The organism is Streptomyces sp. NRRL S-455, assembly GCF_000717875.1.
In the GTDB taxonomy this organism is placed as follows: Bacteria; Actinomycetota; Actinomycetes; order Streptomycetales; family Streptomycetaceae; genus Streptomyces.
On sequence record NZ_JOCT01000004.1, the window covers coordinates 173992 to 196488 of the forward strand.

Sequence of the window (22497 nt, forward strand, 5' to 3'; positions counted from 1 at the left end):
CAAGCGCCGGACGGGCTGGGAGTGTCCGGACCGGGCCGAGTGAATCAGCTGTTGCTCGCCGAAGGGCCTGCTGCCGGCTTCATGCCCTTCTTCAGGAAGCCCATGTCCTCGAAGACCGGGGTGCCGAGGCCGAAGGCGCCGGTGTTGACCAGGTTCTTGCGGGCCGCCATGAGCTGGGGGCGCTGGTAGAGGGGGATGGATCCGGCGGCGGCCCAGATGCGGGAGTCGGCCTTGCGGATCAGGGAGCGGGACTCGCCCTCGTCCAGGGTGGTGATGGCCTGGTCGAAGAGCTGGTCGACCTGGTCGGTGCCGACGCGGGTGTAGTTCTGCTCGATGCTCAGCGAGCCGTCGGCTGCCGGTACCGGCTTGGCGTAGACGGGGCGGGCGTCGGTGGCGGGGTAGGCGGTGGTGGGCCAGGAGTACAGGGCGAGGTCGTACTGGCCGGAGGCGATGTGGTCCTTGAAGTAGGACTCGTCGGAGACCCGGGAGATCTCCGTGCGGATGCCGACGCGCTCCAGCATGCGGGAGATGCGGTCGGCGACCGTGCGCAGCGTCCCGGATCCGGGCCCGGAGGGAAGGACGAAGCGGAGGGTGAGGGGCTTGCCGTTCTTGGCGAGCGGGGCGGCCTCACGGCCCGCCGGGGCGGCGGTGCCCTCGGGGGCGTACGCGCCGGGGGCGCCGCCCTGGTCCGGCTGCTTGTACTGCTTGCCGTCCTGGGCGGGGTGGCCGGCCAGGTCCCTGCCGTCGTGCGCCTTGCCGTCCTGCTGGTGCTTGCCGTCCTCGCCGACGACGTACGTGCCGTCGTCGTCTCCCGGCTTCTCGGAGGACTTGCCGGCCTTCTCGCCCTCGGCGCCGGCCGCCTCCTCGCCCTCCTTCTTCTTCTCCTGCTTCTTGATGGGGCCGCCCCGGATCCATCCGGCGTCCGCGAGCAGGGCCAGGGCCTCCTTGGTGTCCTGGTCGCCGAGGGCGCCGCTGTTGTCGGCGTACGCGGCCTGGCCGGACAGGGCGAGGTGGCTGCCGACCGGTACGGCCGGCAGGCCGAGCGGCTTGAGGACGGCCGCGACCAGTTCCTCGCGGTCCAGGGCGCGGGCGACGGCCCTGCGGACGCGCTCGTCGGCGAGCGGGCCCTCGGCGCCGTTCAGGGCGAGCTGGGTGTAGGACGGCTCAAGGGACTTGCGCACCTCGTAGCCGCGGAGCGCCTGCTGTCCGCGGGCCTCCTTGGCGGCCGCCCTGCCGGGCTTCTCGCGGGCGGAGGTCTCCTCGCCGGACGCCTTGGCCTCACCGGACGCCTTGGCCTCGCCGGACGCCTTGTCCTCGCCCGTGGCGGACCGGTCGGCGCTGGGGCCCATCAGCGCGCTGCCGGAGCTGCGGGGCTTCGCGGTGACGGTGATGCGGCGGGCCGCGGCGGGGTCGATCTCGGCCAGGTCGAGGGTGCCCGCTGCCAGCTCGTCGGCCCGCTCGTCGCGCGGGACCGTGCGCAGCACGATCTCGGAGAGCTTGGCCGGCCTGCCCCACCAGCGCGGGTTACGCGTGAGGGTGATCTCGTCGTCCTTGCGGTCGACCTTCTTCACCTTGAAGGGACCGGCGGTGACCTTGAGTTTCTTGCGTGCCCCGTCGTTGAAGGAGTCCGGGGTGCCCATGACGTCCTTGGGGTACAGCGGCGAGAACAGCGACCGCCAGTCGGCGTAGGGGCGGCTGAAGGTGACCCTGACCTCCAGGGCGTTGTCCCCGCGCTCGATCTTCTGGATGCGGTCGTAGCCGGCGTTGCGGGCGGTCCAGTAGGCGGTGTCCTTGCCGGACAGCGCTCGCCACTGGGCGGCGAAGTCGGCGGCGCCGATCTCGCGGCCGTCGCTCCAGACGGCCTGCTGGTTGAGCTTGTACAGGACGACCTGCTTGGGCTCGGTCTCGACGACCTCGGCGGACTCCAGGTAGGCGGGGTTGCGCTCGGGACGGCCGCTGTCGTTCATCCGGAACATCGACGGCAGGACGGCCTGGGCGACGCGCGTGGTGGTGGCGTCGGCGTCCGACTGGAACGTGTTCAGGGTGTCCGGCACGGAGTCCACGGCCCAGCGCAGGGTACCGCCGTCGGTGATCCGGTCGCGGGCGGCGGGCTGGATGTCGGGCGCGGCGAGCGGCTCGCCGGCCGGGTCCTCGGAGCCGCATCCGGCGAGCGCGGGCACCACGAGCACGCCCGCGGTGAGGAAGGCGACCGAGCGCGAGACCGCGCGCGGGCCGACGCCGTGCTGGGACATCTGTGCTACCTCCGGAGAGCCGAGGGCGTTATGATCACTTTTGGCGGTATTTGGATTTCATCTGATGTATGCGGCCACTGAAGAGGAAAGGGTTCAGCAACACAGGGCGACACGACGGCCACGGGCGAGAAGTCACCCATGCGGCGCAACGGACCGCTGAGTGCACCCACGCGCCTCGGCCAATCGGTGCACATCACTTCACAGCGCAAGGTGTGACGCGCAACACTCGCAGGCGCATGAACGTTGCCGCCTTGGGCCTCGATGGACCCGCGGAAGTGAGGGCAAGTCATGTCCGTTCACGACGAACTGACGTCAGTCCAGCGCTCGCTCGACGACCTGTTCCGGTCGCTGGGGCGCTTGGAGAAGCAGCTCGGCACCGGCGGCCTGGAGATGCGCCGCGTCCGTGCCGACGCCAACCACCTGCGCGAGAGCGTCGCCCTGCTGCGTGACGCCGCCGCGTCACCGGCCGCGCCGAAGCGCCCCGAGCTCGTGACGATCTCGGACGACCCGTACGACTCCGCCCTGTGGCGTGACTCGGACGACGAGGGTCTCGGCGCCCGGGACCGGCGCGCTCCCTGACCGGAGAGGAGTCGAACGACCGGCACCTCCCCCGAACCCGACCGGAGTCGTCAAGTGGCCACTGGTACGGAACCTCCCGCCACGGAACCCAAGCACCCGAGCGGCGGCGTACGAGCGGGTACACGCGCCGCCATCGACGCCCCGCACCTGCGCACCGACCGCTGGTGGCTGGCCCCGGCCGGCACGGCCGCCGGCCTGCTGGCCTTCATCGTCTACTCGACGTGGCGGGCCTTCGCGAACGCCGACTACTACGCGGCGCCGTACGTCTCGCCCTTCTACTCCCCCTGCCTCGCGGAGAACTGCGAGCCGATGAGAGCCGGGCCGAACTGGGAGATCTTCGGCAGCTGGTGGGGCATCTCGCCCGCCGTCATCATCCTGATCTTCCCGCTCGGCTTCCGCCTGACCTGCTACTACTACCGCAAGGCCTACTACCGGGGCTTCTGGGCGTCCCCGCCGGCCTGCGCGGTGGCCGAACCGCACCGGAAGTACAGCGGCGAGACCCGCTTCCCGCTGATCCTGCAGAACATCCACCGCTACTTCTTCTACGCCGCGATCCTCGTCGCCGGGATCCTCACGTACGACACCGTGCTCGCCTTCCGCGACGAGAACTACGCGTGGGGCCACATGGGCCTGGGCACGATCGTCTTCCTGGTCAACATCGTGCTGATCTGGGCGTACACGATCTCCTGCCACTCCTGCCGGCACATCGTCGGCGGCAAGCTGAAGCACTTCTCCAGGCATCCCGTGCGCTACCGGATGTGGCAGTGGGTGGGGAAGCTCAACGCCCGGCACATGCAGCTCGCCTGGGCGTCGCTGGTGAGCGTGGCGGTCGCCGACTTCTACGTCTACCTGGTCGCGTCCGGCGCCTTCGACGATCCGCGCTTCTTCTAGAGGGATGGGGCCTTACTGATGTCCGTGGTCGACCGGCAGGAATGGGACGTCGTCGTGGTCGGCGCCGGCGGGGCCGGGCTGCGCGCCGCCATCGAGGCCCGTGAACGGGGCGCCCGCACGGCCGTGATCTGCAAGTCACTGTTCGGCAAGGCGCACACGGTGATGGCCGAGGGCGGCATCGCCGCGGCGATGGCCAACGCCAACGAGAACGACAGCTGGCAGGTCCACTTCCGCGACACCATGCGCGGCGGCAAGTTCCTCAACCAGTGGCGGATGGCCGAGCTGCACGCCCAGGAAGCGCCGCAGCGGGTGTGGGAGCTGGAGACCTGGGGCGCGCTGTTCGACCGCACCAAGGACGGCCGGATCTCCCAGCGCAACTTCGGCGGCCACGAGTACCCGCGCCTCGCCCACGTCGGTGACCGCACGGGCCTGGAGCTGATCCGCACCCTCCAGCAGAAGATCGTCCAGCTCCAGCAGGAGGACTTCAAGGAGACCGGCGACTACGAGTCCCGGCTGAAGGTGTTCCAGGAGTGCACGGTCACGCGCGTGCTGAAGGAGGGCGGCCGCGTCTCGGGCGTCTTCGGCTACGAACGCGAGTCGGGCCGCTTCCTCGTGCTGGAGGCACCCGCCGTCGTGATCGCGACGGGCGGTATCGGCAAGTCCTTCAAGGTGACGTCGAACTCGTGGGAGTACACCGGCGACGGCCACGCGCTGGCCCTGCTCGCCGGCGCTCCCCTGCTGAACATGGAGTTCGTGCAGTTCCACCCGACCGGCATGGTCTGGCCGCCGTCGGTCAAGGGCATCCTCGTCACCGAGTCGGTGCGCGGCGACGGCGGAGTGCTGCGCAACTCCGACGGCAAGCGGTTCATGTTCGACTACATCCCCGACGTCTTCAAGGACAAGTACGCCGAGACCGAGGACGAGGCCGACCGCTGGTACGACGACCCGGACCACAACCGGCGCCCGCCCGAGCTGCTCCCCCGGGACGAGGTGGCGCGGGCGATCAACGCCGAGGTGAAGGAGGGGCGCGGCTCCCCGCACGGGGGCGTGTTCCTCGACGTGTCGACGCGGATGCCCGCCGAGGTCATCAAGCGGCGGCTGCCGTCGATGTACCACCAGTTCAAGGAGCTGGCCGACGTCGACATCACCGCGGAGGCGATGGAGGTCGGGCCCACCTGCCACTACGTGATGGGCGGTGTCGCGGTCGAGTCCGACACGGCGGCGGCGCGCGGGGTGCCGGGACTGTACGCGGCCGGTGAGGTGGCCGGCGGCATGCACGGCTCCAACCGGCTCGGCGGCAACTCGCTGTCGGACCTGCTGGTGTTCGGGCGCCGGGCGGGCTGGCACGCCGCCGAGTACGCGGCGGGGCTGGCCGGGGCGCGGCCCGTCGTGGACGACGTCCAGGTCGACTCGGCCGCCGCCGAGGCGCTGCGGCCCTTCTCGGCCGAGGCGGAGAGCGGGGAACCGGCCGGGGGCCCGCCGGAGAACCCGTACACCCTGCACCAGGAACTGCAGCAGACGATGAACGACCTGGTCGGCATCATCCGCCGCGAGACGGAGATGAAGCAGGCCCTGGAGAAGCTGGCCGAGCTGCGGGTCCGGGCCCGCCGGGCCGGTGTCGAGGGCCACCGGCAGTTCAACCCGGGCTGGCACCTCGCCCTGGACCTCAGGAACATGCTGCTGGTCAGCGAGTGCGTGGCGCGGGCCGCGCTGGAGCGCACCGAGTCGCGCGGCGGGCACACCCGTGAGGACCATCCGGGCATGGACCGCAAGTGGCGGCGGATCAACCTGCTGTGCGCGCTCACCGACCCGACGGGCGGTCTGGCGGCGACGGACCCGGTCCGCGGCCAGATCACCCTCACCCGTGAGACCACCGAACCCGTCCGTGCCGACCTGCTCGCCCTGTTCGACAAGGAGGAGCTGGTCAAGTACCTCGCCGAAGAGGAGCTGTACGAATGAGCGGCTACACGGCCCACTTCAAGGTGTGGCGCGGCGATGTGAGCGGCGGCGGCCTGGAGGACTTCAAGGTCGAGGTCAACGAGGGCGAGGTGGTGCTCGACATCATCCACCGCCTCCAGGCCACCCAGGCACCCGATCTGGCCGTGCGCTGGAACTGCAAGGCGGGCAAGTGCGGTTCCTGCTCGGCGGAGATCAACGGCCGGCCGCGGCTGATGTGCATGACGCGCATGTCGGTGTTCGACCGGGAGGAGACGATCACGGTGACGCCGCTGCGGGCGTTCCCGGTCGTCCGCGACCTGGTCACCGACGTCGGCTTCAACTACACCAAGGCCAGAGAGGTCCCGTCCTTCGTGCCGCCGGCCGGTGTCGCCCCCGGCGAGTACCGCATGATGCAGGAGGACGTGGACCGGCCGCAGGAGTTCCGCAAGTGCATCGAGTGCTTCCTGTGCCAGGACACCTGCCATGTGGTCCGCGACCACGAGGAGAACAAGCAGGCGTTCGCGGGACCTCGTTTCCTGATGCGGGTGGCGGAGCTGGACATGCACCCGCTGGACGCGGCGGCGGAGACGGGCCTGGACCGCAAGACCACCGCCCAGGACGAACACGGCCTGGGCTACTGCAACATCACCAAGTGCTGCACCGAGGTCTGCCCCGAGGGCATCAAGATCACGGACAACGCGCTGATCCCCCTGAAGGAACGGGCGGTCGACCGCAAGTACGACCCGCTGGTGTGGCTGGGCTCGAAGATCAGGAGGCGGTCTTCATCAGGCTGAGCGCCTGTGGCGTTCGGGGCGGGTGAGGGGGCGTCGGCTCTGGGCGCGCGGCCGGGCAGTCACCGGACCCAGTCTTCCTTGTACGCGCGCCAGTCCGCCTCCGTCGCCGCGAAGTCGATGTAGAGCGCGACACCGAAGCGGCTCCGGTCCGCGTCCGTGCGGGACAGGCCCAGGCGGACGCCGCGTACGGCGGCGGGCACGGTCTCGGCGTGGTTCCAGTGGCCGAAGCGGTTCTCGTGGAAGAAGGGCAGGCCCATCAGCAGGTCGGTGGAGGGCGGGGTGACCTCCAGGGCGAGGGAGGTCTGCTGGGCGACGTAGCCGCCGTAGGTGCTCTCCAGCGGCTGCATCGTGTCGTACGACATCATGGCGATCTGGTCGACACGGCGGGCGACCTGGCCGAAGAACTCCTGTGACCACCATTTGGGGTGGCCGGTGACGCGGCCCCACACCGTGTGGAAGGCCGGGAGCGGGTCGATCTGGTGGGCCGCCACGGAGAGTTGGGCGTCCCGGGAGAGGGTCTCGCGGCGCAGACCGTCGAGAAGGGTGAGGTAGTTCCGGTCGCCGGAGTGCAGGGGCTCCAGGTCGAGGTGGATGCCCTCGTAGCCGGTGTCCAGGATCTGGCGGGCGGAGCGGAGGACGGCGGCGCGGGTGTCCGGTCTCTCCAGGCGCATCCCGTCGGGGGTCTCGGTGGCCAGGACGTCGCCGAGGAAGGCCTGGACGCGGACACCGGGGAGTTTCTCGTGCACGGCGTCGATGAACCAGCGGGCTCGCGGATAGACGGCCTTGGGGAGCGTGCCGTCGTGTTCCAGCGGACCCGAGTGGACGTAGAGGTCGCGGATGCCGGTGCCGTTCAGGCGGCGGGCCAGAGCCGTGACGTCGGCGTCCTTCTTGCGGCCGTCCACCCAGGCGTGGCCGAGCCAGAGGGCGTCGCGGTTCCGGGTGTGGGTGCCGTCCGCCGGGTCGCCCATGTAGTTGACACGGAGGGCCGTCAAGACCGACAGGAGCGGGAGCAGGAGGACTAAGGGCAGGAACAGCGCCGTACGTCTGAGCCGGCGCCGGCGCCGGCTCCTGCCGCTTCCTCCGCTGTCGGGTGCGGGGGCCCCGGGTGAAGGGTTCCCGCCGTCGGTGGCCGTGACTTCGTTCGTGACTTCGTTCGGGGTGGTGTCCTCCGTGCGTTCCATGCCGTCTCCCCAAGGTGGTGCGGTCGGTGTTGCCGGGGAGGACGATCAGCACGGACGTTCGGTTGCGATCAGGTGGAGGTCCCGGTCAGGTGCCGTACGTGCAGGTGGCCCTCAAGGAGGTACGCGGGCGGCTGCGGCGGCAGGACGGCGGTGAGTCCGTAGCGGTTCTTCTCCGCCACCCGGCAGGAGGCCGTGTTGTCCGTCTGGTGGATGAGTTCGAGGCGGGCCAGGCCGTCGCGGGCGAAGGTGGTGAAGGCCCAGTCGGTCAATGCGCCCAGGGCGCGCGGCGCGATGCCCCGGCCGCGTGCGCGGGCCGCCGTCCAGTAGCCGACCTCGGCGGACGCGGCGCCGGGCACGACGTTCTTGAGGACCACGTGAGCGGCCGGCGGTCCGCCCGTGCCCGAGAGGCCGGAGGGGTCGACCTCCTCGACGGCGAACGCGAAGCGACTGCCCTGCTCCCATCCCTGTCGCTGCTCCCGCAGCCATCGCGCCGCGCCCGTCTCGTCGTCGACGGCGAGGGACGTCCAGCGCCGCAGCGGGTCGTCCCGGCCCAGCGCGACCAGCGCGGCCGTGTCCGCGGCGGTCCAGGGGCGCAGGATCAGGGCAGGGGCCGTCGGTGTGGCGTCCACCCGTAACCGGGTCGTGGTCTCGGGCATGGGGCGATCGTACGGTGGCCGTCGGCCGGTCTCAGAACAGGCTCAGCAGCGCCTCCGCCGGATCCGGCAGGCCCGGCCCCCCGTCGGGCAGGGGCAGTTCGAACCACACCGTCTTGCCCCGGGGCGTGCGGCGGGAGCCCCACGCGGCGCTGAGGAGGCCGACCAGTTGGAGGCCGCGGCCGCCCTCGTCGGTGTCGCGGGCGCGGCGGCGGCGGGGCTGGACCAGGCCGGCGTCCCAGACCTCGCAGACCAGGGTGCGGTCCAGCAGCAGACGGAGGCGGATCTCGCCCTCGCCGTAGCGCAGGGCGTTGGTGACGAGTTCGCTGACCAGGAGCTCCGTGGTGTCGACCAGGGGCTCCATGTCCCAGCTGAGGAGCTGGGCGCGCGCGTACTCACGGGCCCGGCCCACGCTGCGCGGCTCGCGCGGCAGGGTCCAGTCGCCGACGGACTCGGTGGGCAGGCCCTGTACACGTGCCATCAGCAGCGCGATGTCGTCCTCGCCGTGATGGGTGTCGAGGGTGTTGAGGACGTGGTCGCAGACGTCCTCCAGCGGCTGGGTCGGGTCGGACAGGGCGCTGACGAAGGCCTGGAGGCCCTCGTCCAGCGGGTGGTCACGGCTTTCGACCAGCCCGTCCGTGTAGAGCGCGAGCAGGGCGCCCTCGGGCAGGTCGACCTCGACCTCCTCGAAGGGCTCGCCGCCGACGCCGAGCGGCATGCCCGGCGGCACGTCCAGCATCAGCGCCTGCTCGCCCGGCTCGACCAGGACGGGCGGCAGATGGCCCGCGTTGGCGAAGGTGCAGCGCCGGGTGACCGAGTCGTAGACCGCGTAGACGCAGGTGGCCAGGTAGACCTCCGAGAGGTCCGCCTCCCGGGGGCGGCGGGCCGCCCTGGTCGCCTGCTGGACGCCACCGGGGGCGCCGAGGCCGCGGGCGATCTCGTCCAACTGGGAGAGCACCTCGGCCGGTTCGAGGTCGAGCTGTGCCAGGGTACGGACGGCCGTGCGGAGTTCGCCCATGGCGACGGCGGCACGCAGACCGCGGCCCATGACGTCGCCGACGACCAGCGCGGTGCGGTGCCCGGGGAGTTCTATGACGTCGAACCAGTCGCCGCCGACCTCGCTGGGGCGGCCGGTGTTGGCGTTGCCGGGCAGGTAGCGGCAGGCGATGTCGAGGCCGGAGGCCTCCGGGTCGCCGGGCGGGAGCAGGGACCGTTGCAGTATCAACGCGCGTTCGTGCTCGCGGCGGTAGAGGCGGGCGTTGTCGATGCAGACGGCCGCGCGTGCCGCCAGTTCCACGGCGAGGTCGCGGTCCCGGTCGCCGAACGGCTCGCTGCCCTTCGTACGGGCGAACTGCACGAGCCCGACGACGGTGTCGTGGGCGACCATCGGCACGGCGAGCGTGGACTGCACGAGCCCGCCGTTCTCGGGGGGTACGGTCTGCGGCCGGGCCGTGCGCAGGGCGTCCGCGCAGGGCGAGTTGAACGGGTAGTGGTGGACGGCGCCGACCGAGACGGGCACCCCGGCCCCGGCGAAGGGCGCGTCGGAGACCGCGCTGGCGAAGGCCACCCGGCGCAGCTCCGCGCTGCCGTCGGCGAGCCCGGGCGGGGTCTCGTCGCCGGCCAGCAGGCCCTGGTAGAGGTCGACGGTGGCCAGGTCGCAGAAGTCGGGAACGACGACGTCGAGGAGCTGACGGGCCGTGGTCTCCAGGTCGAGGGAGTTGCCGATGCGGGCGCCGGCCTCGTTCAGCAGGGCCAGGTTGCGCCGGGCGGCGGCGGCCTCACGGGCGGCGGCACGGCGGGAGGTGATGTCGATCCCCAGCCAGGCGACCCCGATGGGCCGGCCCGAACCACTGTGCACGCGGTAGAGGTTGACGGACCAGTGGCGCCGCACGTCGGAGCCCGGCACGAAGCCCGTGACGTGCATGTCGGTGATGGAGCTGCCGGTCTCCAGAACCCGGCGCAGCGTGGCGGCGACCCGCTCCGCCTCCCCACGCGGGAGGTAGTCGTGAACTCCCTTGCCACGGTGGTCGTCGGGCGCGCCGCCGAAGACGGAGGCGAACCGGTTGTTGACGCGACGGACCCGCAGGTCAGGGTCGATCAGCAGGAAACCGAACGGGGATTGACCGAAAATGGCCTGCGAGGCGGCAAGGTCGGTCTCGATGCTGCGCAGTGTGCGTACGTCGACGACGATGCAGACGGCGGCCTTCTCGCCGTCCTCGGTGCGCGTCGGCATGACATACACCTCGGCGAGTCCCTCGTGGCCGCACTCGCCCTCGGCGCCCTTCGGCATCCGGAAGGGCACCACGCCGGTCCACTCCCGGCCGTCGAGGATCTCGGCCATCTTGCGCATGCCCCGCTCGCGCAGGCGCGGGTCGATGAAGGTCTCGATGGGGTCCATGCCGACGGCGCGTTCGGCGGGGATGCCGAAGAGGTGCTCGGCGCGCAGGCTCCACTGGTCGACGAGCCCGTCCGGGCCGATGGAGAAGGACGCGACCTTGATGTAGTCGTAGATGGACCCGGGGGGACTGCTCTGCCACATGGCGTCCCCGGCCTGCGCCCCGTCAACGGCGAGCGCACCCCCCACGGCGGAGGCCAGGCCGTCCACGGCCCGCATCCTCTCTCCCTCCGACGGGTCCTCGGACTCCGTGGCCTTCGCTGGTATCTCGCTCACGCGAACCGTCCCCTCCAGCTCACCGCGTCCGGCACCGGTCACCGGGGGCGGCTGCCCGCAGTATCCAGCACTACGGTGCCGCACAACACGGTGTTCACGATCACAGCACGGTCCCGATGGTTTTCGGTCCCGCCCGTGAGAACACTCCCAGTCTTCTAACCAGGGGACACGTCGTCGAATCCCGTCCGCCGCCATCCGCCACTGGCCTGAACCACTCGCTCTACAAGGGCGGATCGTACGTACACCGTTTTTTCACTCCGCTACCGCGAGTTCGAACCAGACGGTCTTGCCCACGGTGCCGGGCCGGGTGCCCCAGCGGCGGGAGGAGGACGCCACCAGTTGGAGACCGCGTCCGCTCTCGTCCTCGAGCCTGGGGGCGCGCTCGCGGGGCGGGTCCGGGAGCGGGTCGGAGACCTCCACCAGGAGGACGCCGTTCGGCTCGGAGGGGCGGACCAGGCGGACACCGATGGGGCCGGTGGCATGCCGCAGGGCGTTGGTGACCAACTCGCTGACCAGCAATGCCGCGAGGTCGGCGAGGCGGTCGAGGTCCCAGCGGCGGAGTTGGCCGCGGACGGCCCGGCGGGCGGTGCGCACGGCGTCCGGCTCGGCGGGAAAGGTCCACGCGGCGCAGTCACCCTCGGTGTCGATCACGCCGATCACTTCCCAGGCAGCAAGCCCGCCCACGTCCGACTTCATGGGACTAATGGGCACATACCCGGTATCGGGGGCGGATTACCGCGCAGGGCAGCGCAGTACGGCGCGACGGGCGCACAGGGCGGCCGTAGGGCAGTCACACGGCTCCGCACGCCCCCGGCCCGCCTCAGGCTCCGGGGGCCTGCCCTGTTCGGCGGTCGAGGCGCCCCAGGTGTGCGAGGGTCTCCCGGACGGCGGGCACGTCCTGGTCGAGCCAGTGGACGTCCCAGATCTCGTCGGAGTCGAGCCAGCGCAGTTCGTCGTGGTCCTCGAGCGGCTTCGGGGCGACGGAGCCGGGCCGCAGCCGCGCGGTCCACACCTGCAGCACGTACGGCGGCTTCAGGGGCCACTCCCCCGGAACGCGCCCGTCGGCCTCGGCGTCCACGCCGAGTTCCTCGCGCAGTTCGCGCACGAGCGCCGCGTCGGGGGTCTCCCCCGGCTCGACCTTGCCCCCGGGCAACTCCCAGCGCCCGGCCAGCTCGACGGGCGCGCTGCGCCGGGCGGCCAGCAGCCGCCCGTCGTCAAGCAGCGCGGCACCCACCACGACGATTCGCTCACTCATACGGGGAGCCTACGGGAGCGTTCCGCGGCCACCCCGGGTCAGTCGTGTGCCACGGCCGGCCCGTTCTGCCCCAGCCGCTCGACCCAGTACAGCTGTTTGTGGCCGCGGCCGTCGAGGCTGTCCGCGATCTTCTGGGCCTCGGCCCGGGTCGCGTACCGGCCGACCCGGTAGCGGTTGCCGTTGTCGTCCTCTCGTATCACGAGCCAGGGAAGAGTGATCGTGCTGTCGTTCATCGCGCCCCTCCACTTCCCACCCGCGGCCTGTGCCGTGCCCCACCCGCTAAGGAAACCGCAATGCGCATATGCCCGACCCTACGCCTAACCTTCACGCAGCGAATACGGCTTTTCACAAAGAGGTACGCAACCAGCCAGAACGCAGGGGGCGCACGCCAAGGAACGCGCCGTCCGCGTACCTCGGCGCATCCGGCTGGAGGCATGCCGCAGACGCCCTGACCGACCTGCGGAAACGACGCCCGACCGCACGCCAGGGACACCCCCGCCACGTGACGTCCGTCACGACGAGGGCGCGAACAGGGCGCACGGGGAGCGCACAGCGGGACTGATGTGAGCGTTCGCTACTTGACCGGAAGGTGGTAGGCGACCCGGTACCGGTCGGCCGGGATGACCACGTCGGCCGTCTCGACCGGACGGCCGGAGGCGTAGAACGTGCGCGAGATGACCAGGACCACGTGGCCGGGGACGCGACCCAGGACGAGCAGCTCCTCGGCGAGACCGGGCCGGGCACCGACCTCTTCGGCCACGTTGTCCACGATCACGTCGATCGCCGCCATGCGCTCGACGACGCCCATGCCGCCGAGCGGCCCCTCCTCCGGCAGCATCACGGGTGTGCGGCCCGTCACGGCGAGCGGCTCCCAGGACGTGGAGAGCATCATCACCTCGCCGCCTTCGCGGAAGAGGTACTTCGTGCACATCACACGGTCGCCGGGCTCGATGCCCAGCCGCTCGGCGACCGCGACACTGGCCTCGGCCTGCTCACTGCTGGACTCCCAGGTGCCCCGCACCTCTCCGTCCGCCTGCTCCTGGCGGAACGGTGTGGCCCCGCCGGACGCGCGGTATCCGGAGCGGGAGATGCGCCGGGGCACGGGCCGCTCGCGCACATACGTCCCGGAACCGGAGCGGCCCTCGACCAGCCCCTCCGCCATGAGCACCTTGCGGGCCTCCAGGGCGACGGTGTCCGAGACGCCGTACTCCTGGCGGATCCTGGCCTGGGAGGGGAGGCGTGTGTGCGGTGGCAGCTGACCGTCGACGATCTTCTTGCGGAGATCACCCGCGACACGCAAGTACGCCGGCTGCTCACCGAATGTCACTGGCCACTCCCATCAGGTTGTACAGACAGCGACAGCCTGGCAACCGTAGGTTGTGCTATGCAAGTAAAGGCCAGAGAATCACTCGATGTGATGACAAGGTGACCTCGAGGGCTTTACGCAGGAACTTTCTCCCCGCTATAGCCGCCGTCACACACCCGGGGGCTCGTCCCCTTCCCGGGAGCGAGCCCCTGCCGCTCGTCCTGCGCTCCGCGCGACAGGCCGGGACGGCCTCAGAGGTGTCTCATCCGGCTCCTACTTCGCAGGCTCATGCGGAGGGTCGCCGCTCACCGTCGTGCAGCAGTACCTCGAGCGGCAACAGCGCCCCGTGAGCTGAGGTCAACAGTGCGGACCCGTACACACGGCTGAAAGCAGCCCGCACCGCCGTGGCCCTGGAGCCGGACCGTCCCGGGCAGAGGGGGTGATCACCACCCAGCCGGCGAGACTACGACGGGGGCGAGACCGTATGGGCTGTCCTGCCCGGACACAGGTGCGGGCTCGCGGCCCGGCTGGGGATGACGTCGCCTCAGGTCTCGCGGCATCTGCGGAAGTTGCGCGAGGCGGGACTCGTCCTGACGCACTGGGAGGGGACTGCTGTGTACTACCGCCTCGACACGGACGCCATCGGACGGCTCGGCCCTGATCTGCTGGTCGGCCTGCTCCACTGAGCGGGCCGCGAGTCGTCGCCACGGCCGGAGCGTGCGCGCCCTCTGGGACGGTGACCGAGGCGGCCGGCAGCGGATCCGTCGGGGTGCTGCTCGACCCCGCTCGTGGTCCGCTCGCTGCTCGTGCCCGCGCCGGTGACCGGCATCGGGTCCCGGCGTGGCGGCCGAGCGCCCTGGCCCTGCCGGCCCGCGAGGGGCCGGCGGCGGCGCTCCCCCCTGTTGCATCGCAAGCGGCGCCCGTTGCCTGCATCCGCGACGGGTGCCGAGCCGGAAGTGTTGGGTCGGGGCCGTGATCCGACGGCACGGCAGGGCGTCGAGGCACGGGAGGCACGACCATGGCGACGGACGGGCAGCGGCTGCACTGCCTGGTCACCGGGGCGACCGGATACATCGGCGGGCGCCTGGTGCCGGAACTGCTGCGGGCGGGCCACCACGTCCGGTGCCTCGCCCGCTCCCCCGGCAAACTCCGCGACCATCCCTGGGCGAAGCACGCCGAGACCGTCCAAGGGGACGTCACCGACCCGGAGTCGGTCGCCGCCGCCCTGCGCGGCGTCGACGTCGCCTACTACCTGGTGCACGCCCTCGGGGCCGGCTCCGGGTTCGAGGACACCGACCGGCAGGCCGCCCGGATCTTCGCCGAGCAGGCGCGGCTCGCGGGCGTGCGGCGGATCGTCTACCTCGGCGGGCTCACACCGCGCGACGTCCCGGAGCGGCTTCTCTCCCCGCATCTGCGGTCCCGGGCCGAGGTGGGAGAGATCTTCCTCCGCTCCCCCGTGCCCGCCACGGTGCTGCGGGCGGCCGTCGTCATCGGCTCGGGGTCGGCGTCGTTCGAGATGCTGCGCTACCTCACCGAACGCCTGCCCGTCATGGTCACCCCAAGCTGGGTGCGCACCCGGACGCAGCCGATCGCCGTACGGGACGTGCTGCGCTACCTCGTCGGGTCGGCGACCATGCCGGACGACGTCGACCGGGCCTTCGACATCGGCGGCCCCGACGTCCTGACCTACCGGGAGATGATGCACCGGTACGCCGCCGTCGCCGGGCTGCGGCGGCGGCTCATCCTGCCGGTCCCGGTCCTCACCCCGCGGCTGTCCAGCCACTGGATCGGCCTCGTCACCCCGGTACCCGCCTCGATCGCCCGGCCGCTGACCGAGTCGCTGCGGCACGAGGTCGTCTGCCGGGAACACGACATCGCCCGGTACGTACCGGACGCGCCGGGCCGGCCGCTGCCCTTCGACGAGGCTCTGGCCCTGGCTCTGCGCCGGGTGCGGGAGACGCAGGTCGCCACGCGCTGGTCCTCTGCCTCGGTGCCCGGGGCGCCCAGTGATCCGCTGCCCACGGACCCTGACTGGGCGGGCGGCAGCCTCTACCAGGACGAGCGGCACCGGCCCGTCGACGCTTCCAGGGAGGACCTGTGGCGGGTGATCGAGGGCATCGGAGGCGAGAACGGCTGGTACTCCTCTCCCGTGGCCTGGGCGGTCCGGGGGTGGCTCGACCGGTTCGCCGGCGGGGTCGGGCTGCGCCGCGGACGGCGGGACACCGAGCGTCTCCGGGTCGGCGACTCGCTGGACTTCTGGCGGGTCGAGGAGATCGAGCCGGGTCATCTGCTGCGGCTGCGAGCCGAGATGCGACTGCCCGGCCTCGCCTGGCTGGAGATGCGCGCCGAGACCGACGACCAGGGCCGCACCCGCTACCGGCAACGGGCCCTGTTCCACCCTCGCGGCCTGCTGGGCCACGCCTACTGGTGGAGCGTCGCCCCCTTCCATTCCGTGGTGTTCGGCGGCATGGCACGCAACATCGCCAGGGCCGCGGCCGGCGGGCCGGGCGGACGCCGGTCCGGCTCACGTCCCGGTCGGAGGACCGTGCGGCGGCAGACGTCATCCGCACCACCGCACCAGGAGTGACACCATGACCGTCGCGGTCGTCCTGTTCACCTCGGACCTGCGCCTGCACGACCATCCGCCCCTGCGGGCCGCGCTGAGAGCGGCGGACGAGGTGGTGCCCCTGTTCGTCCGTGACCCCGCCGTCCACGCGGCCGGCTTCGACGTGCCCAACCGGGCCGCCTTCCTCGCCGACTGCCTGGCCGGCCTCGACGCCTCGCTGCGCCGGCGCGGCGGGCGGCTGGTCGTGCGCTCGGGGCCGGTCGCCCGGGAGGTCCGGGCGGTCGCCGCCGCGTGCGGCGCCACGGAGGTGCACATGGCGGCCGGCGTCACCGCGTTCGCCCACCTCCGTGAGGAGCGGCTGCGCGCGGACCTGGGCGCCGACGGTGTCGCGCTGCGGGTGCACGACAGCGTGATCACGGCCGTCGCCCCGGGGACCGTGACGCCGTCCGGCTCCGACCACTTCTCCGTCTTCACCCCCTACTTCCGCCGCTGGTCGCAGCAGTCGCTGCGGGACCCGCTGCCCGCGCCGCGTGCCGTGCGCGTCCCCGGCGCGGTGCGCGGCGAGGAGCCGCCGTCGCGCGAAGGGGTCCCGGGGGTGTCGCCGGAGCTTCCGCCCGGCGGGGAGTCGGCGGGACGCGACCGGTTCGAGGCGTGGGCGAGGACCGGCCTGCCCCGGTACGAGGACCGGCAGGACGACCTGGCCGCTGACGCGACCTCGCGCCTGTCGCCGTACCTGCACTTCGGGGCGCTCTCGCCGGTGGAACTCGTGTGCCGCGCCCGCGAGCAGGGCGGGCCCGGAGCCGAGGCGTTCGTACGCCAGTTGTGCTGGCGCGACTTCCACCACCAGGTCCTGGCGGCCAGGCCGGACGCGTCCGTCCGGGACTACCGCACCCGCGACGACCGCTGGCGCGGCGAGGACGAGGCGGCGGAGGACATCGCCGCGTGGCGGGAGGGCCGTACGGGCTACCCGGTGGTCGACGCGGGCATGCGCCAGTTGCGCCACGAGGGCTGGATGCACAACCGGGCCCGGCTGCTGGTGGCGAGCTTCCTGACGAAGACGCTGTACGTGGACTGGCGGATCGGTGCCCGGCACTTCCTGGATCTCCTGGTGGACGGCGACATCGTCAACAACCAGCTGAACTGGCAGTGGGTCGCCGGCACCGGCACCGACACCCGTCCGCACCGCGTCCTCAACCCCGTGCTCCAGGGCAGGCGCCACGACCCGGACGGCGTCTACGTACGCCGCTGGGTGCCGGAACTGGCGGACGTCGAGGGCGGCGCGGTGCACGAGCCGTGGCGGCTCCCCGAGGACCGGCGCGCCGCTCTGCGCTACCCCGCGCCACTCATCGGCCTCGGCGACGGCCTGGCCCGCTTCAGGAACGCCCGCGGTCGCGACTGAGCAGCCGTCGCGGCATGGCGGCGTCGCCCGTTCGGCGCATCCAAAACACCGCCCCCCGTGGAAGCACTGATGTGCGGACGACCGGAGGCGAGAAGGGGCAGCGCATGCTTGGACCACGGCCGACGACGGCCGGACCGGCGGAAACGGGCGACACCCCGCGCACCGCTCACGAGGCCACGCGAGCCGTGGAACACGTCCTCGAGCGGGTGCTCGACACGCGTCTGCGGCAGGCCCACGAAACCGACTCGCTGTTCGCCCACGACATGGCGGAACGCGTCGCCGCGTTCGTCAGGCGCGGCGGCAAGCGGCTGCGCACGGCGTTCGTGTGGTGCGGCTGGCGGGCCGCGGGCGGCTCGGGAGACGCCGGCGATGTCCTGCGTCTGGGGGCGGCCCTCGAACTGCTCCAGGCGTGCGCCCTCATACACGACGACGTGATGGACGGCTCGCCCCTGCGCCGGGGAGCTCCGGCGATGCACGTGGCCTTCGCCCGCGTCCACCGGACCGGCCGGACGAACGGCTCCGCCGGGGCGTTCGGGACCTCGGCCGCCGTCCTCGCGGGCGACCTGGCGCTGGCGTGGGCGGACGATCTGCTGACCGAGACGGCGCTCGGCACGCCGCAGGGCACACGGCTGTACGGCGAATGGCGGGCCATGCGCACCGAGATGGTCGCCGGGCAGTACCGCGACCTGAACGCGCAGGCGAGCGGCTCGTCCTGCGACGAGGAGGCGCTGACCATCGCCGTGCTCAAGAGCGCCCTGTACACGGTCGAGCGGCCCCTGGCGCTGGGTGCGTCGCTGGCCGGCGCGGACGCCCGCACCCTGGGGGCGCTTCGGGCCGCCGGCCGGTGCGCGGGGCTGGCCTTCCAGCTGCGCGACGATCTGCTCGGTGCCTTCGGCGACCCGGCACGGACCGGGAAACCCGCCGACGACGACCTGCGTTCCCGCAAGCTCACCCCGCTCCTCGCCGTCGCCGTCCGGCTCGCCGGCGCGACCGGCGATCAGGAGGCCGCCGCCGTGCTCGCCCCGGGCGCGGTCGTGCGGGCGGGACACACCGTCGAGCGGATGCGGGCGGCGCTGGAGCGGACGGGCGCCCGGGCGGAGGTCGAGGCCCGGATCGGGGAACTGGCGGCGGCCGGCCTGCGCCATTTCGAGGCGACCGCCGCCGGCCCCGGTGTGCGGCGGGAGTTCGCCGCCCTGGTCGAGCGGGCCTCGGGCGTCGCCCCGCGCCCCGCGGAGGAGCTCGTATGAGGACGGTGACGGGGCCGACGGACCACGTCGTCGTGGTGGGCGCCGGCCTGTCCGGCCTGGCCTGCGCCCTCCATCTGCTGGGCGCCGGACGGCGGGTCACGCTCGTCGAACGGGACGCCGGGCCGGGCGGCCGGGCCGGGCGCGTACGGCTCGGCGGCTACCACGTGGACACGGGGCCCACGGTGCTGACGATGCCGCACCTGGCCGACGAGGCGTTCGCGGCCGTCGGCGACCGTCTCGACCGGCACGTCGAGCTGGTGGCCCTGCACCCCGCCTACCGGGCCGGCTTCGCGGACGGCACCCGGCTCGACGTGCACACCGACGGCGACGCCATGGAGGCGGAGGTGCGGCGCTTCGCCGGACCCGCCGAGGCGGCGGGCTACCGCAGGCTGCGGGAGTGGCTGGAGCGGCTGTACCGGGCGCAGATGCGCCGCTTCATCGACACCAACTTCGACTCGCCGTTCCAGCTCGTCCACCCCGACCTGGCCCGGCTGGCGGCGCTCGGCGGCTTCGGGCGGCTGGACGGCCGGATCGGCCGCTTCCTCTCCGACGACCGGCTGCGCCGCGTCTTCTCCTTCCAGGCCCTGTACGCCGGTGTCGCACCGGCCCGGGCCCTCGCGGCCTACGCGGTGATCGCCTACATGGACACGGTGGCCGGTGTCTGGTTCCCCAAGGGCGGCATGCACGCACTGCCCCGGGCGATGGCCGACGCGGCGGCCGGTGCCGGCGCCGAGCTGCGCTGGTCGGCCGAGGTGAACGCGCTGGAACGGGCGGCGGGCCGGGTGCGGGCCGTCCGCCTCGCCTCGGGCGAACGCATCCCGTGCGACACGGTCGTGCTGACCTGCGAACTGGCCACCGCACACCGGCTGCTGGGGCGGACGCCCCGGCGCCCGGTACCGCTGCGGCACTCGCCGTCCGCGGTGGTGCTGCACGCGGGCACCGACCGCACCTGGCCGCACCTCGCCCACCACACGCTGTCCTTCGGCACCGCGTGGGAGCGCACCTTCGACGAACTGACGCGCTCCGGGGCGCTGATGAGCGACCCGTCCCTGCTGATCACCCGCCCGACGGCGCACGACACCTCCCTGGCGCCGCCGGGCCGCCACCTCCACTACGTCCTCGCGCCCTGCCCCAACACCGCCGTCGGCCCCTCCGCCGCCGCCTGGCGGGACCTGGGCCCCCGCTACCGCGACAGCCTGGTCACCGAGCTGGAGCGGCGCGGCCTGGACGGCTTCGCGGACAGCGTCGAGGAGGAACTCCTGGTGACCCCGCTCGACTGGACGGCCCAGGGCCACGCGGCGGGCAGCCCCTTCTCCGTCTCCCACACCTTCGCCCAGACCGGGCCCTTCCGGCCGCGCAACCTCGTGCGCGGGCTGGACAACGTCGTGCTCGCCGGCTGCGGGACCACACCCGGCGTCGGCGTACCGCCCGTGCTGATCAGCGGCAGGCTCGCCGCCGCCCGGGTCACCGGCGGCCCGGCACGCCGTGCTCCGGTGTCCCGGCCGCGCCCGGCCTCGAAGAAAGCCCCGTCCTCCCCGACCGGAGCAGGTGCCCCATGACCCGTCGTGAACTGGACGCCGCCGGGATCACCGACCCCGGCCTGCGCGCCGCCTACACCCGGTGCCGGCAGCTCAACGCCCGCCACGGCCGGACCTACTTCCTGGCCACCCGTCTGCTGCCACTGGAACGCCGCTCGGCGGTGCACGCGCTGTACGGCTTCGCCCGCAGGGCCGACGACATCGTCGACGACCTGGACCGGCGCCGGACGCCGGACGAGCCCGACCTGCTGCTGACGCGGCTGGAGGGCGACCTCGCCCACGCGCTGCGCACCGGCGGCGGGAGCGAACCGGTGGTCCGGGCCGTGGCCGACACCGCCGACCGGTACGGCATCGAGGTGACGCTGTTCGCCGACTTCCTCGCCTCGATGCGCGCCGACCTGACCGTCACGGACTATCCGACCTACGCCGATCTGCGGGCCTACATGCACGGCTCGGCGGCGGTGATCGGACTGCAGATGCTGCCCGTGCTCGGCACGGTCGTCCCGCGCGAGGAGGCCGAGCCGCACGCGGCGGACCTGGGGGTGGCGTTCCAGCTCACCAACTTCCTGCGGGACGTGGGCGAGGACCTGGACCGCGGCCGTGTCTACCTGCCCGCGGACCTGCTCGCCGCGCACGGCGTGGACCGGCCGCTGCTGGAGTGGAGCCGGCGCACCGGGCGCCACGACCCGCGCATCCGGGCGGCGTTCGTCGCGGCCGAGGCCCTGACCCGGGACGTGTACCGGGCGGCGGAACCGGGCATCGCGATGCTCGACCCGCGGGTGCGCCCCTGCATCCGTGCCGCGTTCACGCTGTACGGCGGCATCCTCGACGCGATCGCGCGTGACGACTACGCCGTGCTGCACCGTCGCGCGGTGGTGCCGCGCCGCCGCCGGGCGGCCACCGCCGCGGCCGGGATCCTGAAGGTGGCCGGCGCGCGATGGCGCGCGGCACCCGCGGCAGCACCCGGCGCACCCGGCGCACTGGAACGGGAGAGGCCGGGTCGTGGGTGAGCGAGCGGGCAGGGCACGCTGGACGGCGCCGCTGCGGCGTCGCCGCGGAGTGGACTGGGCGGAGCAGACGCCGACCTGGCGCGCGGCGCGGCCGGCGCTGATCGCCGGCGCGCTGAAACGGGCGTCCGCCCGGCCCTCCGGGAACTGGTACGTGGTGGGCGCCTCACGGGACGTGCGCCCCGGCAGCCCGTGCGGCAGGACTGTCGGTGGTGTCGAGGTGGTGCTGTGGCGGTCGGGGGCGGGCGATCTGCGTGGGGGTTCCGGCATCTGCCCGCACCTCGGTGCTCCGCTGCGGGACGGCCGGGTGCTGTGCGGCACGCTGGTGTGCCACTGGCACGGACTGGCGCTGGACGGTTCCGCCTCCGCCGGCTGGCAGCCGTACCCCGTCCACGACGACGGGGTGCTGGTGTGGGTGCGGCTGGACGGGGTCGGCGGTGAGGAGCCGTCGGAGCGCCCGGTCGTTCCGGAGCGGCCCGCGCCGGGGGCCGGGGTGGACGCCGTGTTCACGACCGTCGGGCGGTGTGAACCGCAGGACGTGGTGGCCAACCGGCTCGACCCGTGGCACGGGTCCTGGTTCCATCCGTACTCCTTCGTCGACCTGACGGTCGCCCGCGAACCTCAGGGTGACGAGGACGACGCCTTCGTCGTCGACGTCTCCTTCCGGGTGACGGGCCGTCTGGTGGTCCCGGTACGGGCCGAGTTCACCGCGCCGGAGCCGCGCACCGTCGTCATGCGCATCACCGACGGTGAGGGGGCCACGTCCGTGGTGGAGACGCATGCCACGCCGCTGACGTCCGCGGCCTGCGAACGGCCGCGGACTGCCGTCATCGAGGCGGTCGTCGCCGCCTCGGACCGGCGCGGCTTCGCCCTGGCCCGGGCCGCCGCCCCCGTGCTGCGCCCCCTGATGCGGCGCACCGCCGGGCGCCTGTGGCGCGACGACCTCGCCTATGCCGAGCGGCGCTGGACGCTCCGCAGCACCGGACGCTTCCCCGGCTGAGACGCCCCTGGCCCGACTCCTTCCCGCACGCCACGACACCTGCGGCGGGGCGGGGGTACCGCTCCCCTCACGGGTCCGCGGCGGGGCGGACCACCGGCACTTCCGCCACCGGCCCCGGCCCCGGAACGCTGGGGACCGCTGGCACACTCGCCACCGGCCCCAGCCCCGGCCCCGGAACGGTAAGGGCCACCCACACACCCGCCCCCGGCCCCAGAACACT

General features: G+C 72.8%; 19 protein-coding genes and 1 pseudogene. 12 read left to right on the forward strand and 8 right to left on the reverse strand.

All coding sequences use genetic code 11. The features are described 5' to 3' along the window. Positions 1 to 44 precede the first annotated feature (44 nt). Positions 45 to 2252: an ABC transporter family substrate-binding protein gene (locus IE97_RS0106390; RefSeq protein WP_030232627.1), complete on the reverse strand. Its 2208-nt coding sequence runs from the start codon at positions 2250 to 2252 to the stop codon at positions 45 to 47. A 288-nt stretch (positions 2253 to 2540) separates the two neighbouring features. Here IE97_RS0106390 and IE97_RS0106395 point away from each other — a divergent pair, with 288 nt between their 5' ends. Genes IE97_RS0106395 through IE97_RS0106410 form a run of 4 tightly spaced genes read left to right on the forward strand, consistent with a single transcriptional unit; the run spans position 2541 to position 6454 of the window. Beyond that, positions 2541 to 2831, forward strand: a complete 291-nt coding sequence (locus IE97_RS0106395; RefSeq protein WP_030232631.1) for a hypothetical protein — start codon at positions 2541 to 2543, stop codon at positions 2829 to 2831. A 54-nt stretch (positions 2832 to 2885) separates the two neighbouring features. Continuing rightward, positions 2886 to 3722 carry a hypothetical protein gene (locus IE97_RS0106400; protein ID WP_030232636.1) on the forward strand — a complete coding sequence of 279 codons (837 nt, stop codon included), beginning with the start codon at positions 2886 to 2888 and terminating at the stop codon, positions 3720 to 3722. Between the two features lie 18 nt (positions 3723 to 3740). Beyond that, complete coding sequence (locus IE97_RS0106405) at positions 3741 to 5681, forward strand: fumarate reductase/succinate dehydrogenase flavoprotein subunit (protein ID WP_030232641.1); 1941 nt, start codon at positions 3741 to 3743, stop codon at positions 5679 to 5681. Then, positions 5678 to 6454, forward strand: coding sequence for a succinate dehydrogenase/fumarate reductase iron-sulfur subunit (locus IE97_RS0106410; RefSeq protein ID WP_030232645.1), 777 nt, complete (start codon positions 5678 to 5680; stop codon positions 6452 to 6454). Before IE97_RS0106405 ends, IE97_RS0106410 begins: the two co-directional genes overlap by 4 nt. 59 nt (positions 6455 to 6513) lie before the next feature. Here the strand turns inward: IE97_RS0106410 and IE97_RS0106415 are convergent, their stop codons facing one another. The 7 genes from IE97_RS0106415 to IE97_RS0106445 form a co-directional block, all read right to left on the reverse strand. Further along, positions 6514 to 7635: a hypothetical protein gene (locus tag IE97_RS0106415; RefSeq protein ID WP_051704863.1), complete on the reverse strand. Its 1122-nt coding sequence runs from the start codon at positions 7633 to 7635 to the stop codon at positions 6514 to 6516. 68 nt (positions 7636 to 7703) lie between these two features. Continuing rightward, positions 7704 to 8291, reverse strand: coding sequence for a GNAT family N-acetyltransferase (locus IE97_RS0106420; protein WP_030232650.1), 588 nt, complete (start codon positions 8289 to 8291; stop codon positions 7704 to 7706). 31 nt (positions 8292 to 8322) lie between these two features. Further along, positions 8323 to 10959 carry a SpoIIE family protein phosphatase gene (locus tag IE97_RS0106425; protein WP_030232652.1) on the reverse strand — a complete coding sequence of 879 codons (2637 nt, stop codon included), beginning with the start codon at positions 10957 to 10959 and terminating at the stop codon, positions 8323 to 8325. A gap of 252 nt (positions 10960 to 11211) precedes the next feature. Further along, complete coding sequence (locus IE97_RS0106430) at positions 11212 to 11655, reverse strand: ATP-binding protein (RefSeq protein WP_078603106.1); 444 nt, start codon at positions 11653 to 11655, stop codon at positions 11212 to 11214. Positions 11656 to 11779: 124 nt separating this feature from the next. Continuing rightward, the gene (locus tag IE97_RS0106435; RefSeq protein WP_030232658.1) at positions 11780 to 12214 is read right to left on the reverse strand and encodes a (deoxy)nucleoside triphosphate pyrophosphohydrolase; all 435 of its coding nucleotides are present in this window, start codon (positions 12212 to 12214) and stop codon (positions 11780 to 11782) included. A gap of 38 nt (positions 12215 to 12252) precedes the next feature. After that, a complete protein-coding gene (locus tag IE97_RS0106440) occupies positions 12253 to 12447 on the reverse strand; it encodes an SPOR domain-containing protein (RefSeq protein WP_030232660.1) in 195 nt (64 codons plus the stop codon). A gap of 341 nt (positions 12448 to 12788) precedes the next feature. After that, positions 12789 to 13541: a GntR family transcriptional regulator gene (locus IE97_RS0106445; protein WP_030232663.1), complete on the reverse strand. Its 753-nt coding sequence runs from the start codon at positions 13539 to 13541 to the stop codon at positions 12789 to 12791. Positions 13542 to 13785: 244 nt separating this feature from the next. Between IE97_RS0106445 and IE97_RS43720 the strand changes: the two are divergent. The 8 genes and pseudogenes from IE97_RS43720 to IE97_RS0106480 all read left to right on the forward strand — a co-directional run. After that, positions 13786 to 13875 (forward strand): annotated as a pseudogene (locus IE97_RS43720) (IS200/IS605 family transposase); the annotation flags it as partial. 178 nt (positions 13876 to 14053) lie between these two features. Next, a complete protein-coding gene (locus IE97_RS39920; RefSeq protein WP_078603107.1) occupies positions 14054 to 14206 on the forward strand; it encodes an ArsR family transcriptional regulator in 153 nt (50 codons plus the stop codon). A 332-nt stretch (positions 14207 to 14538) separates the two neighbouring features. Then, a complete protein-coding gene (locus IE97_RS0106455; RefSeq protein ID WP_030232666.1) occupies positions 14539 to 16107 on the forward strand; it encodes an SDR family oxidoreductase in 1569 nt (522 codons plus the stop codon). A gap of 4 nt (positions 16108 to 16111) precedes the next feature. Beyond that, positions 16112 to 17485: a cryptochrome/photolyase family protein gene (locus IE97_RS0106460; RefSeq protein ID WP_030232668.1), complete on the forward strand. Its 1374-nt coding sequence runs from the start codon at positions 16112 to 16114 to the stop codon at positions 17483 to 17485. A gap of 104 nt (positions 17486 to 17589) precedes the next feature. Continuing rightward, positions 17590 to 18732 carry a polyprenyl synthetase family protein gene (locus IE97_RS0106465; protein ID WP_030232671.1) on the forward strand — a complete coding sequence of 381 codons (1143 nt, stop codon included), beginning with the start codon at positions 17590 to 17592 and terminating at the stop codon, positions 18730 to 18732. Beyond that, positions 18729 to 20291 carry a phytoene desaturase family protein gene (gene crtI, locus IE97_RS0106470; RefSeq protein WP_030232675.1) on the forward strand — a complete coding sequence of 521 codons (1563 nt, stop codon included), beginning with the start codon at positions 18729 to 18731 and terminating at the stop codon, positions 20289 to 20291. Before IE97_RS0106465 ends, crtI begins: the two co-directional genes overlap by 4 nt. Further along, positions 20288 to 21280, forward strand: a complete 993-nt coding sequence (locus IE97_RS0106475; protein WP_030232678.1) for a phytoene/squalene synthase family protein — start codon at positions 20288 to 20290, stop codon at positions 21278 to 21280. Before crtI ends, IE97_RS0106475 begins: the two co-directional genes overlap by 4 nt. After that, a complete protein-coding gene (locus tag IE97_RS0106480; protein ID WP_030232682.1) occupies positions 21273 to 22277 on the forward strand; it encodes a DUF5914 domain-containing protein in 1005 nt (334 codons plus the stop codon). The genes IE97_RS0106475 and IE97_RS0106480 overlap by 8 nt, the downstream gene beginning before the upstream one ends. Positions 22278 to 22497: the final 220 nt, after the last annotated feature.

What these genes read in the sequence shown, in the direction of transcription:
- IE97_RS0106475 (WP_030232678.1), top strand. Translation starts at nt 20,288, where the DNA reads ATGACCCGTCGTGAACTGGACGCCGCCGGGATCACCGACCCCGGCCTG.
- IE97_RS0106435 (WP_030232658.1), bottom strand. Translation starts at nt 12,214, where the DNA reads ATGAGTGAGCGAATCGTCGTGGTGGGTGCCGCGCTGCTTGACGACGGG.
- IE97_RS39920 (WP_078603107.1), top strand. Translation starts at nt 14,054, where the DNA reads ATGACGTCGCCTCAGGTCTCGCGGCATCTGCGGAAGTTGCGCGAGGCG.
- IE97_RS0106390 (WP_030232627.1), bottom strand. Translation starts at nt 2,252, where the DNA reads ATGTCCCAGCACGGCGTCGGCCCGCGCGCGGTCTCGCGCTCGGTCGCC.
- crtI (WP_030232675.1), top strand. Translation starts at nt 18,729, where the DNA reads ATGAGGACGGTGACGGGGCCGACGGACCACGTCGTCGTGGTGGGCGCC.
- IE97_RS0106460 (WP_030232668.1), top strand. Translation starts at nt 16,112, where the DNA reads ATGACCGTCGCGGTCGTCCTGTTCACCTCGGACCTGCGCCTGCACGAC.
- IE97_RS0106415 (WP_051704863.1), bottom strand. Translation starts at nt 7,635, where the DNA reads ATGGAACGCACGGAGGACACCACCCCGAACGAAGTCACGAACGAAGTC.
- IE97_RS0106455 (WP_030232666.1), top strand. Translation starts at nt 14,539, where the DNA reads ATGGCGACGGACGGGCAGCGGCTGCACTGCCTGGTCACCGGGGCGACC.
- IE97_RS0106405 (WP_030232641.1), top strand. Translation starts at nt 3,741, where the DNA reads ATGTCCGTGGTCGACCGGCAGGAATGGGACGTCGTCGTGGTCGGCGCC.
- IE97_RS0106420 (WP_030232650.1), bottom strand. Translation starts at nt 8,291, where the DNA reads ATGCCCGAGACCACGACCCGGTTACGGGTGGACGCCACACCGACGGCC.
- IE97_RS0106395 (WP_030232631.1), top strand. Translation starts at nt 2,541, where the DNA reads ATGTCCGTTCACGACGAACTGACGTCAGTCCAGCGCTCGCTCGACGAC.
- IE97_RS0106465 (WP_030232671.1), top strand. Translation starts at nt 17,590, where the DNA reads ATGCTTGGACCACGGCCGACGACGGCCGGACCGGCGGAAACGGGCGAC.
- IE97_RS0106430 (WP_078603106.1), bottom strand. Translation starts at nt 11,655, where the DNA reads ATGAAGTCGGACGTGGGCGGGCTTGCTGCCTGGGAAGTGATCGGCGTG.
- IE97_RS0106410 (WP_030232645.1), top strand. Translation starts at nt 5,678, where the DNA reads ATGAGCGGCTACACGGCCCACTTCAAGGTGTGGCGCGGCGATGTGAGC.
- IE97_RS0106440 (WP_030232660.1), bottom strand. Translation starts at nt 12,447, where the DNA reads ATGAACGACAGCACGATCACTCTTCCCTGGCTCGTGATACGAGAGGAC.